At 67.6% G+C, this 17,038-nt stretch carries 15 protein-coding genes; 11 read left to right on the top strand and 4 right to left on the bottom strand.

What is annotated here, in order from left to right; genetic code table 11:
• The gene (gene panC, locus ACVWZ7_RS09970) at positions 1–903 is read left to right on the top strand and encodes a pantoate--beta-alanine ligase (protein WP_456507728.1); all 903 of its coding nucleotides are present in this window, start codon (positions 1–3) and stop codon (positions 901–903) included.
• A gap of 194 nt (positions 904–1,097) precedes the next feature.
• Positions 1,098–2,594 carry an MDR family MFS transporter gene (locus ACVWZ7_RS09965; protein ID WP_456507727.1) on the top strand — a complete coding sequence of 499 codons (1,497 nt, stop codon included), beginning with the start codon at positions 1,098–1,100 and terminating at the stop codon, positions 2,592–2,594.
• 104 nt (positions 2,595–2,698) lie between these two features.
• Here ACVWZ7_RS09965 and ACVWZ7_RS09960 read toward each other — a convergent pair whose 3' ends face one another.
• From ACVWZ7_RS09960 to ACVWZ7_RS09950, 3 genes are read right to left on the bottom strand one after another with little or no spacing between them, the layout of a single operon-like run.
• Positions 2,699–3,532 carry an alpha/beta fold hydrolase gene (locus ACVWZ7_RS09960; RefSeq protein ID WP_091255496.1) on the bottom strand — a complete coding sequence of 278 codons (834 nt, stop codon included), beginning with the start codon at positions 3,530–3,532 and terminating at the stop codon, positions 2,699–2,701.
• A gap of 59 nt (positions 3,533–3,591) precedes the next feature.
• Entirely contained in the window at positions 3,592–4,218 is a 627-nt protein-coding gene (locus tag ACVWZ7_RS09955) for a thymidine kinase (RefSeq protein WP_456507726.1), read from the bottom strand.
• Positions 4,219–4,276: 58 nt separating this feature from the next.
• Complete coding sequence (locus ACVWZ7_RS09950; RefSeq protein WP_456507725.1) at positions 4,277–5,311, bottom strand: alpha/beta fold hydrolase; 1,035 nt, start codon at positions 5,309–5,311, stop codon at positions 4,277–4,279.
• 120 nt (positions 5,312–5,431) lie between these two features.
• Here ACVWZ7_RS09950 and lysS point away from each other — a divergent pair, with 120 nt between their 5' ends.
• From lysS to ACVWZ7_RS09930, 4 genes are all read left to right on the top strand, one after another.
• Positions 5,432–6,964: a lysine--tRNA ligase gene (lysS, locus tag ACVWZ7_RS09945; RefSeq protein WP_344361478.1), complete on the top strand. Its 1,533-nt coding sequence runs from the start codon at positions 5,432–5,434 to the stop codon at positions 6,962–6,964.
• Positions 6,965–6,966: 2 nt separating this feature from the next.
• Positions 6,967–7,149: a hypothetical protein gene (locus tag ACVWZ7_RS09940; RefSeq protein WP_344361475.1), complete on the top strand. Its 183-nt coding sequence runs from the start codon at positions 6,967–6,969 to the stop codon at positions 7,147–7,149.
• A 153-nt stretch (positions 7,150–7,302) separates the two neighbouring features.
• Positions 7,303–7,629: a histone-like nucleoid-structuring protein Lsr2 gene (locus ACVWZ7_RS09935; protein ID WP_091255487.1), complete on the top strand. Its 327-nt coding sequence runs from the start codon at positions 7,303–7,305 to the stop codon at positions 7,627–7,629.
• 352 nt (positions 7,630–7,981) lie between these two features.
• Positions 7,982–10,474, top strand: a complete 2,493-nt coding sequence (locus tag ACVWZ7_RS09930; RefSeq protein WP_116765455.1) for an ATP-dependent Clp protease ATP-binding subunit — start codon at positions 7,982–7,984, stop codon at positions 10,472–10,474.
• Between the two features lie 130 nt (positions 10,475–10,604).
• On the opposite strand, the gene ACVWZ7_RS09925 is transcribed toward ACVWZ7_RS09930, so the two are convergent.
• Complete coding sequence (locus tag ACVWZ7_RS09925; protein ID WP_161958189.1) at positions 10,605–11,051, bottom strand: QcrA and Rieske domain-containing protein; 447 nt, start codon at positions 11,049–11,051, stop codon at positions 10,605–10,607.
• A gap of 158 nt (positions 11,052–11,209) precedes the next feature.
• Between ACVWZ7_RS09925 and ACVWZ7_RS09920 the strand changes: the two genes are divergently transcribed.
• The 5 genes from ACVWZ7_RS09920 (at position 11,210) to dhaK (ending at position 17,036) form a co-directional block, all read left to right on the top strand.
• Positions 11,210–13,330 (top strand): alpha/beta fold hydrolase, encoded by a 2,121-nt coding sequence (locus tag ACVWZ7_RS09920; RefSeq protein WP_456507724.1) that lies wholly within the window; start codon positions 11,210–11,212, stop codon positions 13,328–13,330.
• 59 nt (positions 13,331–13,389) lie between these two features.
• Positions 13,390–13,899, top strand: a complete 510-nt coding sequence (locus ACVWZ7_RS09915) for an amino-acid N-acetyltransferase (protein ID WP_344361467.1) — start codon at positions 13,390–13,392, stop codon at positions 13,897–13,899.
• A 104-nt stretch (positions 13,900–14,003) separates the two neighbouring features.
• Positions 14,004–15,419: an FAD-binding oxidoreductase gene (locus ACVWZ7_RS09910; RefSeq protein WP_456507723.1), complete on the top strand. Its 1,416-nt coding sequence runs from the start codon at positions 14,004–14,006 to the stop codon at positions 15,417–15,419.
• Positions 15,420–15,495: 76 nt separating this feature from the next.
• Entirely contained in the window at positions 15,496–15,870 is a 375-nt protein-coding gene (locus tag ACVWZ7_RS09905) for a hypothetical protein (RefSeq protein WP_456507722.1), read from the top strand.
• A 164-nt stretch (positions 15,871–16,034) separates the two neighbouring features.
• Positions 16,035–17,036, top strand: a complete 1,002-nt coding sequence (gene dhaK, locus ACVWZ7_RS09900) for a dihydroxyacetone kinase subunit DhaK (protein WP_456507721.1) — start codon at positions 16,035–16,037, stop codon at positions 17,034–17,036.
• Positions 17,037–17,038 lie beyond the last annotated feature (2 nt).

The raw sequence follows: 17,038 nt of genomic DNA, 5'->3' as shown, positions 1-17,038 counted from the left end.
ATGGCAATCCAACTCGTCACCACCGCTGCCCAGCTCCGCGCCGCAAGCGCCCGGCTGCTGGCGCAGAAGGGCGGCACATCCCAGGGGCTGGTGCCCACGATGGGCGCCCTGCACGAGGGGCATGCCCAGCTGGCCCGCACCGCCGTCGTCCAGAACGACGTCGTCGTGGCCAGCATCTTCGTCAACCCGCTGCAATTCGGCGAGGCCGCGGACCTGGACCGGTACCCCCGGACGCTGGAGGCCGACCTCGCCCTGCTTGACGCCGAAGGCGTTGACCTGGCGTTCGCGCCGGCGGTGGAGGAGGTCTACCCCGGCGGGGAGCCCCTCGTGCGGATCACGGCAGGGCCCCTGGGCGAAAAGTGGGAGGGTGCGTCCCGGCCCGGACACTTCGACGGCGCGCTGACCGTCGTCGCGAAACTGCTCCACTATGGCCTGCCGGGCGCCGGGCTCCCCGGCGGAGGCCAGCCGGCCTACCGCGCCTACTTTGGCCAGAAGGACGCCCAGCAGCTGGCCCTGGTCCAACGCATGGTGGCGGACCTGAATTTCCCGGTGGAAATCGTATCCGTGCCCATTGTGCGCTCGTCCGACGGCCTGGCGCTGTCCAGCCGCAACCGCTTCCTCTCCGCGGACGAGCGCGGGGCCGCCCTGGTCCTCTCCCGGGCGCTGCGGCTCATCGAGGAGCGCGCCAACGCCCATCAGCCCCTCGACGTCGAGTCCGCGCAGGCCCTGGTCCGGTCCCAGCCGCTCGTGGAACTGGACTATTTCGAGGTCGTGGATCCGCGCACCCTCGAACCCCTCGCGGAGAACTGCAAGGAAACCCCGTTCCGCGGCGAAGCGCTGGCAATCATTGCGGCCAAGGTGGGTCCGGTGCGGCTGATCGACAACGTACCGCTGAAGGCCTGACGCCAGCCGGACCAGCAAACAGCAACGCGGGGTCAGACATGGCCCATGCCGAGGGCCGGATGTGACCCCACGTTGCTTTTCCGGCGGTGGAATTCTGCTCCGGTGACGGGAATGCGCCCAGGGCTTAGACTGTTGCAACCTGCAGCAGCGCCGACGCTCGCCGGACCCACACCCAACGCCCTGAGGGAATTCCCATGTCAACAGACGTCTCTTCCAACAACGCCGGCGCCCCCGCGCCGGGCGCTGGTCCCGCCAGCCCGGGACCGACGCCGACCGCGCCCGCCTCAGCTCCCGCGCCGGCCAAGATGTCGCGGGAGTCCGTCACCATCATCGTGACGTTGCTGGTGGCCACGTTCGTCGTGATCCTCAACGAGACGATCATGAACGTGGCCCTGCAGCGGCTGATGGTGGACCTCGGTGTTGACGCCCCCACCGTGCAGTGGCTGTCCACCGGTTTCATGCTCACCATGGCGGTCGTGATTCCCACCACCGGCTTCATCCTGCAGCGGCTGTCCACCCGTGCCGTGTTCCTGCTGGCCATGGGGCTGTTCTCCGGTGGAACTCTGCTGGCCGCCGTCGCCCCGGGCTTCGAAGTCCTGTTGCTGGCCCGCATCGTCCAGGCCGGCGGCACGGCCATCATGCTGCCGCTGCTCATGACCACCATCCTCACGCTCGTGCCGCTGGAACGCCGCGGCGCCGTCATGGGCAACGTCAGCATCGCCATCTCGGTGGCGCCGGCGCTCGGCCCCACGGTTTCCGGCCTGATCCTCCAGCACTTTTCCTGGCGGTTCATGTTCGTCTTCGTGCTGCCGATCGCGCTCGCCGCACTGGCCATCGGGGCCAGGTACCTGACCAACATCGGCGAGACGGAGAAAACCCGGCTTGATGCCCTCTCGGTAGTGCTGACGGTCCCGGCGTTCGGCGGCCTCGTGTATGGCCTCAGCCAGATCGGCGGCGGCGACGCCGGATCCCGCACGCCCGCCGTGCTGGCGCTGGCCGCTGGAGTGCTGGCCCTGGCAGCGTTCGTCCTGCGCCAGCTGAAGCTGCAGAAGAGCGACCGGCCCCTGCTGGACCTGCGCGCGTTTACCTTCCGGATGTTCACGGTGTCCGTACTCCTGCTGGTCGTGGCCATGGTCGCATTGTTCGGCGCGGTAATCCTGCTGCCGTTGTACCTGCAGGAAATCCGCGGCCTGAAGTCGCTCGAGACCGGCCTGGTGCTGCTTCCGGGCGGCCTGGCCATGGGCCTGCTGGGGCCCTTCATCGGCCGCGTTTTCGACAAGATCGGCCCCCTGCCGCTGACGGTGACGGGCTCGGTCATGATGGTGCTGTCCCTGTGGCAGTTCTCCATGCTGGACGCCGCGTCACCGGTGGGGTGGATCATTGCCTTGCATGTGACCCTGAGCCTGGGCCTCGCGCTCGTGTTCACCCCGGCCTTCACGACCGGCCTGAACCCGTTGCCCCCGCACCTGTACTCCCACGGCTCGGCCATCATGAGCACCCTGCAGCAAGTGGCCGGCGCCGCCGGCACTGCGCTCCTGGTCTCGATCTATGCGTTCGTGGCCGCAGCCTCGGGCATGGTGGCCGGCATGCATGCGGCGTTCCTGACGGCAGCCGTCATAGCGCTCGGCGCCGTCGTGCTGTCCGCCATGATGCGCAAGACCGCAGGCGTGGCACAGCCCGTCGCGCACTAGCCGCAATTGACAAGCAACGCGGGGTCACCTCGCGGCCATGTCCGGACTTCCGGGACGGGCGCGAAGTGGCCCCGCGTTGCTTCGTGGGTGTTGGTGGCCGGGAGTCAGCCGGCGTAGAACGCGCTGAGTTCGGCGATGAGCTTGTCCGGTGCCTTGTTGACGCCGTCGTGGCCCATGCCCGGCAGGATCGTGTAGCTGGATCCGGAGAGGACGTCGTGGATCTGGGCGCAGGCCACACCGAAGTAGGCAGGGCTCTTTTCGCCGACGATGATCAGCGTCTCAAGCGGCAGTTCCAGGAACGGCTCCGCCGGCATGTCCGCCGCGATGATCGCCTTGATCTCCCGCACACCTGTCTGCATAAGGTCGCGCAGCTGCTTGCCGATCGGGGTGCCCGCCGAAAGCTTGTTCGCCAGCGTCAGCATGGACAACGGCATCCGGGACAGGGCGCTCCCGGTTTCCAAGCCCTTGAGCAGGACGGCAAGGGCGCGGTCGTCGTCGCCGGCCGCCGTCGCCCGCTCGTATTCTGGCGTCCAGTCCGCCGTGACGCTGTGGTTGACCGACACGGCGGGGTCGTAGACCGCCAGGCGTTCCACCGGCAGGGTGCGGGCCGCGTGCAGGGCCACCGCACCGCCGAAGCTGTGGCCGAAGACGTCCGTGCTGGACGTGTGCTTCATGACGGCGTCGAGGTCGTGGATGTCCACGTCCAGGGTGTAGTCCTCCGGCTGCGGGGATGACGAGCCGCGTCCGCGCCGGTTGAAGGTGTGCACCGGCCGGCCCAGCGATGCGCTGAGCTTCTGCGCGAAACGCGTGTAATCGGCGGCCGTCACCATCGAGGCCGGCACGACGACGATGCCCGAGCCCGCCGAGGCAAGCTCGGCGCCCGTGCTGAAAAGCTCGATCGTTCCGCCGTCGGGGGTTCTGATGTTCTCGCGGGTCATGCTCCGAGCCTAGCCGAGCACACGCCGCCATGCAGTAGACGGTGCACTAAGTCCCGGTGCTAGTTGCCCAGCCGGCCGCCGGAGACCTCGAGGTAGCAGGCGCCGCAGAGCGACTCGTACCAGACGTCCTGGCCGTCGATCGCCACCTGGTCGCCGTCGAAAACCACATGGTCCCCGATCCGGCGGGTGTTGAAGATGGCCTTGCGTCCGCAGCGGCAGATGGTCTTGAGCTCTTCGAGGGTGTGCGCAATTTCCAGCAGCCGCAGCGAACCGGGGAAAGCCCGGGTCCGGAAGTCGGTGCGGATGCCGTACGCCAGCACGGGGACGTTGTCCAGGACCGCAATGCGGAAGAGGTCGTCCACCTGCGCCGGTTCCAGGAACTGCGCCTCGTCCACCAGCAGGCAGGCCACGGGCGAGGTCTCCACGTGCTGCAGCAGGGCATCGGGATCGTCCCCATGGGCCTGGGCCGTAAAGAGGGCGCGGGCTGACGCGCCGGCGGGGATCAGGAAGTCCACCGAACGGGTCATGCCGAGGCGGGACACGACGTCGGCGTCGCCCTTGGTGTCCACGTCCGGCTTGGCCAGAAGCACCCGCTGTCCGCGTTCTTCATAGTTGAACGCCGCCTGCAGCAGCCCCGTGGATTTGCCGGAGTTCATGGCGCCGTAGCGGAAATAGAGCTTGGCCAAGGGGGTCCTTTCGAAAGGGTCGCCCCCGATTCTAACGGCAGGCCGCGCTAGCGGCCCGTCAGCGGTCCGGCCCGGGCCGCCGCGTTCGGCCGGGGATCCGCCCGGGGATGCGCCCGTAGATGCCGGGCATGCCGCCAGCCATTGTTCCGGTAATGCTGCCTATCCCTCGGCCCGTAGCCGTGGACGCAGCACCGGGCCCGCCGAGCAGGAACCGCGCTGCCCGCAGGGCCAGCCTGTTGCCGGGCCGGATGGGGCCCTCGTGGAGCTGCCCGGGAACGACGGCGAAGGTCAGCGCGGGGACGGCGGCGGCGAGTTGGCGGCCCGTCTCGGCGAAGTACGCCGGGCTCCAGCCGCCGCTGAGCATCAGCGTGGGGGTGGTGATGGAGGTGAAATCGGCGACCTCGGCGTCGGCATCCAGCACGGCCCGCATCTCGGCGACGGCCGTGGGCAGCAGTTCCCGCATTTCGGCGCCCAGGCTGGTCCTCGCCGAGACGATGCTCAGCATGCGCAACGCGCCCAACGGCAGCCGGGACACCGGGCCCGCCGTCTCCAGGCCCTGCACCAAATGGGCCCAGGCCTCGTCAAGCTTGCCGGCAGCCACCGACCGCTCAAGCTCGGGCCGCCAGCGCCGGCTGAGGTTCCCCGAAAGGCTGACGGCCGCGTCATAGGTCACCATCCTGCGGATAGGCAGGCTCCGGGCGGCCTGGAGGGCCACAAACCCGCCATAGCTGTGGGCCACGACGTCGCTGGCGCCGGTCTCGCGCAGCACCGCTGCCAGGTCGGCCACCTCCGTGGCCGCCGAATAGTCTGCCGGCTGGGGGGAGGAACCGGCGCGCCCCCGCCGGTTGTAGCAGTGCACCGGCCGGCCCAGCAGCCGGCTGAGCTTTCGGGCAAAGGGCCGGTAGAGCGCATCGGTCACCAGCGTCCCGTGCACGACGACGACGCCGGATCCAGCGCCGGGTCCAGCGCCGGTTGTGGCGCCCGTTGTGGCGCCCGCGGCGGCCGATCCGCCCGGCCCGGGCGTCTCCGGCCGGAACGTATGCAGCTCGAGGTGCCCCTCGCCGTCGTCGGTCTTCACGGTCCACGTCTCCACAGCCCTGAGTCTATTCCCGCACCCGGACTGCGCAGTCAACGCCCGGCCGAACTTGCCGGGACCTGTCCGGGACCCGACCGGGACCTGACCGGGTGGAAATCGACGGTAAACTTGGGGATTGTGACTTCCCAAAACACCCCTGCCCCGCACAACGCCGCCGAGCCGCACGATGCCAGCGAACAGACGCGCATCCGCATGGAGAAGCGCGCCAAGCTGATCGAACGCGGCGTCGAGGCTTATCCGGTGGGTGTCGAGCGTACGCACTCGCTCACGGAAATCCGCGAGAAATACGCCCACCTGCAGGCCGACGAAACCACCGGCGACGTCGTCGGCGTGACCGGCCGCATTGTCTTCGTCCGCAACACGGGCAAGCTCTGCTTCGCCACCCTCCAGGAGGGCGGCCTGGACGGCAAGGCGGTCCGGCTGCAGGTCATGCTGAGCCTGGCCAACATCGGTGAGGAGGCGCTCGCGGACTGGAAGTCCCTCGTGGACCTCGGCGACCACGTCTTCATCACCGGCGAGGTCATCTCCTCACGCCGCGGCGAGCTGTCCGTCATGGCGGACTCCTGGACCATGGCCTCGAAGGCGCTGCGCCCGCTGCCCGTGCTGCACGCTGGGCTGAACGAGGAAACCCGTGTCCGCCAGCGCTACGTGGACCTCATTGTCCGTGACGAAGCCCGCGAGATGGTTTACACCCGCGCCGCGATCACACGCTCCATCCGCGAAACCCTGCACCGCCAGGGCTACGTCGAGGTGGAAACCCCCATGCTGCAACTGGTTCACGGCGGCGCCACGGCCCGTCCCTTCGAGACGCACATGAACGCCTTCGACCAGAAGATGACCCTGCGCATCGCCACCGAGCTCTACCTCAAGCGCACGGTGGTCGGCGGGATCGACCGCGTCTATGACATGGGCCGGGTCTTCCGCAACGAAGGCGTCGACTCCACCCACAGCCCCGAGTTCACCACCTTGGAATCCTACGAGGCCTGGGCCGACCAGTTCGTCATGGCGGACCGGATCAAGGAGATCATCCTTGACGCCGCCGACGCCGCCGGCGTGGGCCGGGTCCTGCAGACGGAAGCCGGGGAGATCAACCTCGACGGCGACTGGGCCTGGATGGCGGTTTACCCGGGGCTCTCCGAATTCGTCGGCCGGGAAATCACCCCCGACACCACGGTCTCTGAACTGCTGGAACTGGCCGCCAAGCACGAGGTCAAGGTGGACGCCGCCTGGGACGCCGAGAAACTGGTCGTCGAACTCTTCGGCGAGCTGGTGGAGCCCACTCTGCTCAACCCCACGTTCGTCTACGACTATCCGCCGTCCGCCCAGCCGCTGGCCCGCCATCACCGCGAGGACGGCCGCTTGATCGAGGCATGGGACCTCATCATCGGCGGCATGGAGCGCGGCACGGCGTTCTCCGAACTGATCGACCCTGTGATCCAGCGCGAACGGCTCACCGAGCAGTCCCGCCGCTCCGCCGCGGGCGATGTCGAGGCCATGCAGCTGGATGAAGACTTCCTCCGCGCGCTCGAGTACGGGGCGCCGCCCATGGGCGGGATCGGACTGGGCATCGACCGCCTCGTCATGCTCTTCACCGGCGCCGGCATCCGCGAGACCATCCTCTTCCCCCTGTTGAAGCCTGAAGGGCACTGAGCATGGACTACATCGCCGTATTGGTGCCCCCCATCGTGGTGGGCCTGCTTTTCTGGTTTGCCATGAAATCCATATTCAATGCCGATAAATCGGAGCGCCAGGCAGAAGCCCGCGCTCAGGCCGAAGCGGACGCTCGAGCGGAAGCTCAAAACCCGGGACAGGAATCCGGGCCCGCCAGGGGCTAATTCCCCTGAATGGGGCAATAGTCCCTATTGCTGTGAGCGGGTTTCCTTTGACCGGAGTTATACGCTTTGACTCTCTGCTGTAACCCGGAGGATACTTTTTACAGATACATCCTGCTTTTCTAAACGCTCGTCCTTTTGGAAAGAGAGTCATTTATGGCACAGAAAGTGAAAATCATCCTCGTTGATGATCTGGATGGGGGATCCGCGGACGAAACTGTCCGGTTTGGCCTGGACGGCGTGAGCTATGAAATAGACCTGTCGTCCGGCAATGCGTCAGACCTGCGTTCCGCGTTGGAGCGGTTTGTGGGGCATGCACGCAAGACATCAAGCGGCCGCGCCACGCGCACCAAAATTTCAAGCGGACGGAATCAGGACTCTGCCCAGATCCGTCAGTGGGCACGGGACAACGGCTATGCGGTAAACAGCCGCGGACGTATCCAGGCTGAAATTCAGGAAGCCTACCAAAAGGCTAATTCCTAGTCCGGACCTCCGTGCCAGGGCCAGTATCAATGGCCCTATCAAGTCTGCGCATCAAATGCTAATGCCCCCGTTATCTGACGGGGGCATTGCTATGCCGACGGCGGTATGTGCGGAACGGCGGCCCGGGCGCTCCCGGCGGGGCGGCCGGCGCCGCTGCGAGGGTGCCGCCGGACTGTTTCCCGGGTCCCGCGCCTGCGCTCGTCCGAACGGCCGCAGGCGGGATCCGTGTGGCATCCGGACAGCGTCCGGGCCGGGGAGCGCAACCCTTCGGTTTCCCCTGTGGCGAACAAGCCCCAAATCTGGAACCCGGGCACGTAGCATCAAAGTACGTCGTAGCTAGGAGTGTGGCGAAATGTTTGAGCGATTTACGGACCGTGCCCGTCGCGTAGTTGTGCTTGCCCAAGAAGAGGCACGCATGCTGAACCACAATTACATTGGTACCGAACACATCCTCTTGGGTCTGATCCATGAGGGTGAAGGTGTTGCTGCCAAAGCCCTTGAATCCTTGAGCATTTCGCTCGACGGTGTCCGCGAGCAGGTGCAGGAGATCATCGGCCAGGGCCAGCAGGCCCCGTCCGGACACATCCCCTTCACCCCGCGCGCCAAGAAGGTCCTGGAGCTCTCGCTGCGCGAGGCCCTGCAGCTGGGCCATAACTACATCGGAACCGAGCACATCCTCCTCGGCCTCATCCGCGAGGGTGAAGGTGTGGCCGCCCAGGTGCTCGTCAAGCTCGGCGCCGACCTCAACCGGGTCCGCCAGCAGGTCATCCAGCTGCTGTCCGGCTACCAGGGCAAAGAGTCCACCGGAGCCGGCGTCGGTTCGAGCCAGGCCGAAGGCACCCCCGCGGGCTCCGTCGTCCTGGACCAGTTCGGGCGCAACCTGACCCAGGCGGCGCGCGAGAACAAGCTGGACCCGGTGATCGGCCGCGAGCAGGAAATGGAACGCGTCATGCAGGTCCTTTCCCGCCGCACCAAGAACAACCCGGTGCTGATCGGCGAGCCCGGCGTCGGCAAGACCGCCGTCGTCGAAGGCCTCGCCCAGGCGATCGTCCGTGGCGATGTCCCGGAGACCATCAAGGACAAGCAGCTGTACACCCTGGACCTCGGGTCCCTCGTGGCCGGCTCCCGCTACCGCGGTGACTTCGAAGAGCGCCTCAAGAAGGTTCTCAAGGAGATTCGCACCCGCGGCGACATCATCCTGTTCATCGATGAGATCCACACCCTAGTGGGTGCCGGTGCCGCCGAAGGCGCCATCGATGCGGCCTCGATCCTGAAGCCCATGCTGGCCCGCGGCGAGCTCCAGACCATCGGTGCCACCACGCTGGACGAATACCGCAAGCACATCGAAAAAGATGCAGCGCTGGAGCGCCGCTTCCAGCCGATCCAGGTCAAGGAACCCTCCGTTGCACACGCGATCGAGATCCTCAAGGGCCTCCGCGACCGGTACGAGGCGCACCACCGCGTCACCATTACCGACGGCGCCCTCGCCTCGGCCGCGGCCCTGTCCGAGCGCTACATCTCGGACCGCTTCCTGCCGGACAAGGCGATCGACCTGATCGACGAGGCCGGTGCGCGGCTGCGCATCCGACGCATGACCGCTCCGCCGGAGCTCAAAGTCATGGACGAGAAGATCGCCGCCATGAAGCTGGAGAAGGAATCCGCCATTGACGCGCAGGACTTCGAAGGTGCCGCGTCGCTGCGTGACAAGGAGCAGAAGCTCATTGCCGAACGCGCCGAGAAGGAACGCCAGTGGAAGACCGGCGGCATGGACGACATCTCCGAGGTTGATGAGGATCTCATCGCCGAGGTGCTTGCGAACTCCACCGGCATCCCGGTCTTCAAGCTGACCGAGGAAGAGTCCTCGCGCCTGCTGAAGATGGAGGACGAGCTGCACAAGCGTGTGGTCGGCCAGAACGAGGCCATCAAGGCCCTGTCCCAGGCGATCCGGCGCACCCGTGCAGGCCTGAAGGACCCCAAGCGTCCGGGCGGTTCGTTCATCTTCGCCGGACCCACCGGCGTCGGCAAGACCGAGCTCGCCAAGGCTCTCGCGGAGTTCCTCTTCGGCGAGGAAGACGCGCTGATCACGCTGGACATGTCCGAGTACTCGGAGAAGCACACCGTGTCGCGGCTCTTCGGCGCCCCTCCGGGCTACGTGGGCTACGAAGAGGGAGGGCAGCTGACCGAGAAGGTCCGCCGTCGTCCGTTCTCCGTGGTCCTGTTCGACGAAGTGGAGAAGGCACACGCCGATCTCTTCAACTCGCTGCTGCAGATCCTGGAAGACGGCCGACTGACCGACTCGCAGGGCCGAGTGGTGGACTTCAAGAACACCGTGATCATCATGACCACCAACCTCGGCACCCGGGACATCTCCAAGAGCGTTGCCACCGGCTTCCAGTCGGGCACGGACACGCAGACCGGCTACAACCGGATGCGCGCCCGCGTCACCGAGGAGCTCAAGCAGCACTTCCGCCCCGAGTTCCTCAACCGTGTTGACGACGTTGTGGTCTTCCCGCAGCTGACCCAGGACGAGATCATCGAAATCGTAGACATGTTCGTGGCCCGGCTCGAGAAGCGCCTCAAGGACAAGGACATGGGCATCGAGCTCACGCCCGCGGCCAAGATCCTGCTCGCGACCCGCGGCTACGATCCCGCGATGGGTGCCCGGCCGCTGCGCCGCACCATCCAGCGCGAGATCGAGGACCAGCTCTCCGAGAAGATCCTCTTCGGCGAGCTGCACGCCGGAGACATCGTGGTGGTGGACGTCGAAGGCGAAGGCGACGACGCGAAGTTCACGTTCGCGGGCAACGCCAAGCCGCGCATCCCGGAGATCGCTCCGAGCGTCTAAGCAGCAATTCCAAAGGCGCGATAACTCAACGCCACACAGCAAGAGGCCCCGTCCGCTCCCGAAAGAGAGTGGGCGGGGCCTCTTGCTGTGTGATGCCAGCCGGGCGCCAACAGGCGCCCTGCGGTTGCCGTCAGGCGGTGACGGTGATCCAGTCCCCGTCGATGGCGGCGGTCAGGGGCGCGAGGGGGCTGCGCGCCGGACCCGTTATGACACTTCCGTCCGCGCCCTTGAAGGCGGAGCCGTGGCACGGGCATTCGAAATTCTGGCCGGACGGGGCCACCGGGCAGCCGGCGTGGGTGCACGTCGCGTCATAAGCCAGGACCTTCTGATCCGCGGACCGGAAAATGACGACTGTCTTTCCGTTGGCGGTCCCGGTGGCAGTGGCGCCCACTTTAACCTCGCTGAGCTTGCCGACCCGGACAGGCGTGCCCGCAGGCGCCGATGCGTCGGCGGCCGTCGAGGGGGCCGCGCTGTCCGAGGGTTGGGCGGCGCATGCGGAAAGGGCCAGGCCGCCACCAACCGTGGCGGCCGCACCGAGCAACATGGAGCGTCTGGGCAGGGACTTTTCAGGGTTCATGGACCCATCATGCCAAGCCCCCCTGAAAGGACGCTGCGATTCCGGCGGCAGGCCGACCCGGCCCGTGTGTCCCGGAAGGGCCCGGGCACTCTGAAGCGGCCGGTTCACTCTCAGTGAACTTTTTGTGATCGACGCCACAGGAGGTGTTGAATCGGTGCATGGCTGCCAAGGACTCAGTGACCCTGAGCGAACAACCCGAGACCCCTTTCCATGACCTGGACCATTACCTCGCAATTCCCCGAGTGAGCGGTCTGGCACTGAGCCCCGACGGCGGGCGGCTGGTTACCACGGTGGCCACGCTTAACGCCAAGGGCACCGAATACTGCGCCGCGCTGTGGGAAGTTGACCCGAATGGGTCCAGGCAGGCCCGCCGGATCACGCGCAGCGCCAAGGGGGAAGCGGGCGCGGTGTTTGCAGCCAACGGGGACCTCTACTTCACCTCCGCCCGTCCCGATCCGGAGAGCCCCGAGGCCGACCCCGTCAATGCCCTGTGGATGCTCCCGTCCGGCGGCGGCGAAGCCCGGGTGGCCTTTTCCCGCGCCGGCGGGATCAGCAGCGTCCTGGCAGCCGCGGATGCAGACACCCTGGCGGTCGCGGCCCCGGTCCTCGCCGGCTCCACCGACGAGGACAACGACGAGGAACGCCGCAAGGCCCGCAAGGACAACAAGGTCGCGGCGATCCTGCACAGCGGCTACCCCGTCCGCTACTGGGACGCCGACCTCGGCCCGGCGCAGCCGCGGCTGTTCGCCGTCGAACCCGGAGAGCCACTGGAGTCCGGAAAGCCGACGACGGTCGACGCCGCGCCGCCGCTGAAGCTCCGCAACCTGACGCCCGACGCCGGCAACAGGCTCAGGGACGCCCAGACGGTGATCAGCCCGGACGGCAGGACCATTTACAGCAGCTTCACGAAGCCGCTGGCGAACGCCGATTCGCGCTCCGTGCTGGTGGCGATCGACGTCGCCACCGGCACCCGGACGGTGCTGCTGGACACGGACGGGATGCACTATTACCCGGGACCTGTCAGCCCGGACAACCGGAGCCTCGTGGTGGTCAGTGAAAGCGATACCACCCCGTTTGCGGCCCCGCAGATGAAGCTCCACCTTCTCGACGTCGCCGTACCGGCAGGCGGGGGCGCGCTGACGCCCCTTGCCCACGACTGGGACCGCTGGGCCCGCCCCGCCGCCTGGCTGCCGGACGGATCGGCCCTGCTGGTCACCGCGGACGAGGACGGCGCCGCGCCGGTCTTCCGGATCCCGGTCGCAGGGGGACCGGGCCAGGCTTCCCAGGTGTCCCGCCTGACAGCCGACGACGCCGCGTACACCGACGTCGTGGTCGCACCGGACGGGCACAGCGCCTACGCCCTGCGCAGCTCCTACGAATTTCCCGCCGAACCCGTGCGGATCGACCTCGCCTCCGGCGGCGTCGTCCGCTTGCCGGCGCCGGCCGAGCGACCGCAGTTCAAGGGGACGCTCGAACGAGTGGAGACGACGGCGGCCGACGGCGCCCGGGTGCCCGCGTACCTGGCCCTTCCGGAGGGCGCGTCCGCCGCAAACCCGGCCCCGCTGCTGCTCTGGATCCACGGCGGCCCGCTGGGATCCTGGAACGCCTGGACCTGGCGCTGGAACCCCTGGCTGCTGGTAGCCCGCGGCTACGCGGTGCTGTTGCCGGACCCGGCCCTCTCCACCGGCTACGGCCAGGACCACATCCAACGCGGCTGGGGCGAATGGGGCAAGGCACCGTACACGGACCTGATGGCCGTGACCGACGCCGTCGTGCAGCGCCCCGACATCGACCAGGAGCGCACGGCCGCCATGGGCGGGTCCTTCGGCGGCTACATGGCCAACTGGGTAGCCGGGCACACGGACCGTTTCAAGGCCATCATCACGCACGCCAGCCTCTGGGCCCTGGACCAGTTCGGGCCCACCACGGACGCTGCGCAGTACTGGCTCAAGGAAATGACGGCCGAGATGGCGATGGAGAACTCCCCGCATCTGCACGTCGACAACATCCGGACTCCCATGCTGGTCATCCACGGCGACAAGGACTACCGCGTGCCGATCGGCGAGGGGCTCCGGCTCTGGTACGAACTGCTGGCCAAGTCACAGCTCGCGGCCGACGCGAACGGCGAAACCGACCACCGCTTCCTGTACTTCCCGGACGAGAACCACTGGATCCTGCAGCCGCAGCACGCCAAGGTCTGGTACGGCGTCGTGGAGCACTTCCTCGCCCGCCACCTGCTGGACAAGGACCTCCCCGTCCCTGACGAACTGGGTCTCTGACGCCGCGGACCCGGGGGCCGGCCGCGGGCCGGCCCCCGGGGCACCCGTAAGATTGGGCTGTGACTGAGACGATCCGTATCCGCCCTGCCCGCACCGGCGACGTCGCCGCCATCAAGACCTTGGTTGCGCCGCTGGCCGAACAGCGGATCCTCATGGCCAAGGAAACCGTGGCCTACTACGAAAGCCTGCAGGAATTCCGGATTGCCGAGTCGGACGACGGCGAGGTGATCGGCTGCGGGGCGCTGCACGTAATGTGGGAGGACCTCGCCGAGGTGCGCACCCTCGCGGCCTCCGATGCCTGGCGCGGCAAGGGCGTGGGGCACGCGCTCGTGGAGCGCCTGCTGGAGGACGCCCGGGACCTGGGCGTGTCGCGCGTCTTCTGCCTGACGTTTGAAGTGGATTTCTTCAAGAAGCACGGCTTTGAAGTCATGGCTGACCAGACCGCCGTCGACCCTGTGGTGTATTCCGAGCTCCTGCGCTCCCATGACGAAGGCGTCGCCGAGTTCCTGGACCTGGCGCGGGTCAAGCCGAACACGCTGGGCAACACCCGGATGATCAAGGAGCTGTAGGGCGCGCCCAAAATGCCTGATTTGTAGATCTTCCGATATATCCACTCGATCTATAAACTTCTAAGAGCTCGCTGGGGAGCGATCCGCCTAGCTGAAAGTACCCCATGCGCCCTCACGCCTCCGCTCACGAAAGAACCTCCCTCCAACTGCGCGTCCGCGGACTCGTCTACCTCCCCGGAGACTCCGCCTATGACCAGGAAACCGCGGCCTTCAACCTCGCCACCCGCCACACCCCCGACCTGGTCCTCGCCGCTGCCGACGCCGACGACGTCGCAGCAGCCGTCCGCTGGGCCGCCGAACGCGGCATGTCGATTTCGGTCCAGGCCACAGGGCACGGTGCCGCCAACGCCATCACGGACGGGCTCCTGGTCAGCACCCGCAGGCTCCTGGACCTCGACATCGACCCGGAAGAGCGCACGGCCCGGGTCGGCGCCGGCATCCGCTGGCGCGAGGTCGTGGCCGCCGCCGCACCCTACGGGCTGATGGGCCTGCACGGATCCGCCACCGACGTCGGCGTCGTGGGCTACACCGTGGGCGGAGGGCTGCCGCTGCTCGGCCGAAAGTATGGCTTCGCGTCAGACCATGTGCTGGCCGTTGAGGTCGTGACGCCCGACGGCGTCCAGCACCGCGTGGACCAGTACAACAACCCCCGGCTGTTTGCGCTCCTGCGCGGCGGCAAGGGCAACTTCGGCATCGTCACCGCCATGGAGTTCAGGCTCTTCCCGGCCGGCGAGCTCTACGCGGGCGGAATCTTCTATCCCGGGGAACGGGCCCGGGAAGTCCTCGCGGCCTTCCGTGAATGGGCGCCGGCGCTTCCTGCGGACGCCTCGGCTTCGCTCGCCTTCCTGCGGCTGCCCGAACTCGAGGACATCCCGGAGTTACTGCGTGGGCGCTTCGTGATGCACCTGCGGTTCGCGTGGCAAGGGACTGCCGCTGAGGGCCGACGCCTCCTTGACCCGATGCGCGGCGTGGCCCCGGTCCTGGCCGACCTCTCCGGTCCGCTGCCATTCACGCAGGTCGATGCGGTGCACCTGGATCCGGAGAATCCCGTCCCGGTGCGCGAAGGCGGCATGCTGCTAAATGAACTGGACGAGGCACTCGCGGAGGCCCTTCTGGAAGTCGCCGGCCCGGACAGCAACGCACCCCTCCTCCTGGCTGAGATCCGGCTGATGGGCGGAGCCCTCGCAGCCCCGGTGGCGCCTTCGAGCCACGGCGACCACGTGGCCGGGCGGGACGCCGCGTGGTCGTTCTTCGCGGTGGGCGTCATGATGCCCGAGAGCGCCGACGTTGTCCCGGCAGCCATCGCGGCCGCCCGCCGGACGCTGGCACCGTTTGGAACCGGCGGCACCGCCGTGAACATGCACGGCCACGTCGAATCCGCCGACGACGCCGCCAGGGCCTGGCCGGAAGGCTCCCGCCGCCGGCTCAGCGAAGCCAAAGCAGAGTTGGATCCGCAGAATCTGTTCCGGCATGGCCACGCGATTGCCCCGGCAGTTCCGGGGCCGGCCCCGGCGTTTTAGGGCCGGCGGCGGGCAGTCGCCGCACCCCGCCGCACCCCGCAGCGCCTCGCAGGACGGGGGCTTCCATTCAATAAATTTGGTGGATAAACTGATGCCGGCCCAGGGGGTGGGCCGCCATACTTCCGGAGGCAAAAAATTGCATAACGACGTGATTTTTCCCGATTTCTCCGCTTCGCCCAGCAAAGATATGCGCAGGACAGCCGCCAGCGCCCCGGCAGCGCCGCGGGTCCACTCGCTCGATACGCCGGACCAGCCATCGCCGGAACCTGCGAATCAGTTGTCGCCCGATGCCGATGCACCCGTAGGCGGACGAACGGCCGGCCCCGGATCCGCCTCCGGGCCGCCGGCCGCGTCCCGCACCCGCAAGGGCCGTCTCGCCGCGCCGCCGTTTTCCTGGTTGGGCGGCGATGCCTGGCCGCACTTTCCGGCATGGGCCGACACGCAAGTCTGAATCGTCGTCGGAGCCCAAGAGCCCGCCGCGGCACCGTCCCGCCGGCACGGGCGCTCGCAGCCCCGGCGGGAAGCCTCACAAGGGGAAACGGGAGCCTACCGCCGGCCGTGCCCCGGTAGTAGGGTCTAAGCAAGCAGCCAGGACACCATCCAGGGAGCACCGCCATGAAGAAACTCATCAATGATCCCAAAGCCGTGGTCGACGAGTCAGTGGAAGGGTTCGGGCTTGCACATGCCGACCTCGTGACCGTTTTTGCCGACCCCAAGTACATCGTGCGCAAGGACGCGCCGGTGGCGGGGAAGGTCGGACTCGTCTCCGGCGGCGGCAGCGGACACGAGCCGCTGCACGGCGGCTATGTGGGAATGGGCATGCTCGACGCCGCCGTTCCCGGCGCCGTCTTCACTTCGCCCACGCCCGACCAGATCCTGCCGGCCACGCTGGCCGTGAACTCCGGCGCCGGCGTTGTGCATATCGTGAAGAACTACACCGGCGACGTCCTCAACTTCGAGACCGCCGCCGAACTCGCGCAGGCCGAAGGCGTCGAGGTCCGTACCGTCCTGGTCAACGACGACGTCGCCGTGCAGGACTCGCTGTACACCGCGGGCCGCCGCGGCGTCGGCGGCACGGTCCTGGTCGAGAAGATCGCCGGCGCCGCCGCCGAGCGCGGCGATAACCTGGACGCCGTCGCCGCGATCGGTGACCGCGTCAACCAGAACGTGCGCAGCATGGGCGTGGCATTGTCCGCCTGCACCGTTCCGCACGCGGGCGTCCCCAGTTTCGAGCTCGAGGAAAACGAGATCGAGATCGGGATCGGCATCCACGGCGAGCCGGGACGGCACAAGATCCCCATGGAAAACGCCGACGGCATCACCGACCGGCTTCTGGACCCCGTGGTCAGCGACCTCGGACTGAGTTCCGGGGACAAGGTGCTTTTGTTCGTCAACGGCATGGGCGGCACCCCGGCGAGCGAGCTGTATATCGTTTACCGCCGGGCCGCGCAGAGGCTGGCGGATCAGGGTGTCACCGTGGCCCGCTCGCTCGTGGGCAACTACATCACGTCCCTTGAGATGCAGGGCTGCTCCATCACGGTCCTGCGCCTCGATGACGAAATGACGTCGCTCTGGGACGCTCCCGTGCACACCGCGGCCCTCCGCTGGGGCGTCTGACC

It is taken from the genome of Arthrobacter sp. TE12232, from assembly GCF_054062615.1.
Note: the sequence above shows the minus strand (reverse complement) of the source record. Positions and strands in the feature narration are given on the sequence as shown.

Excerpts from the sequence above, each read along its gene's own strand:
- ACVWZ7_RS09935 (WP_091255487.1), top strand. The coding sequence starts at position 7,303 with ATGGCACAGAAAGTGAAAATCATCCTCGTTGATGATCTGGATGGGGGA.
- ACVWZ7_RS09940 (WP_344361475.1), top strand. The coding sequence starts at position 6,967 with ATGGACTACATCGCCGTATTGGTGCCCCCCATCGTGGTGGGCCTGCTT.
- dhaK (WP_456507721.1), top strand. The coding sequence starts at position 16,035 with ATGAAGAAACTCATCAATGATCCCAAAGCCGTGGTCGACGAGTCAGTG.
- ACVWZ7_RS09960 (WP_091255496.1), bottom strand. The coding sequence starts at position 3,532 with ATGACCCGCGAGAACATCAGAACCCCCGACGGCGGAACGATCGAGCTT.
- ACVWZ7_RS09925 (WP_161958189.1), bottom strand. The coding sequence starts at position 11,051 with ATGAACCCTGAAAAGTCCCTGCCCAGACGCTCCATGTTGCTCGGTGCG.
- panC (WP_456507728.1), top strand. The coding sequence starts at position 1 with ATGGCAATCCAACTCGTCACCACCGCTGCCCAGCTCCGCGCCGCAAGC.
- ACVWZ7_RS09920 (WP_456507724.1), top strand. The coding sequence starts at position 11,210 with ATGGCTGCCAAGGACTCAGTGACCCTGAGCGAACAACCCGAGACCCCT.
- ACVWZ7_RS09910 (WP_456507723.1), top strand. The coding sequence starts at position 14,004 with ATGCGCCCTCACGCCTCCGCTCACGAAAGAACCTCCCTCCAACTGCGC.
- ACVWZ7_RS09965 (WP_456507727.1), top strand. The coding sequence starts at position 1,098 with ATGTCAACAGACGTCTCTTCCAACAACGCCGGCGCCCCCGCGCCGGGC.
- ACVWZ7_RS09930 (WP_116765455.1), top strand. The coding sequence starts at position 7,982 with ATGTTTGAGCGATTTACGGACCGTGCCCGTCGCGTAGTTGTGCTTGCC.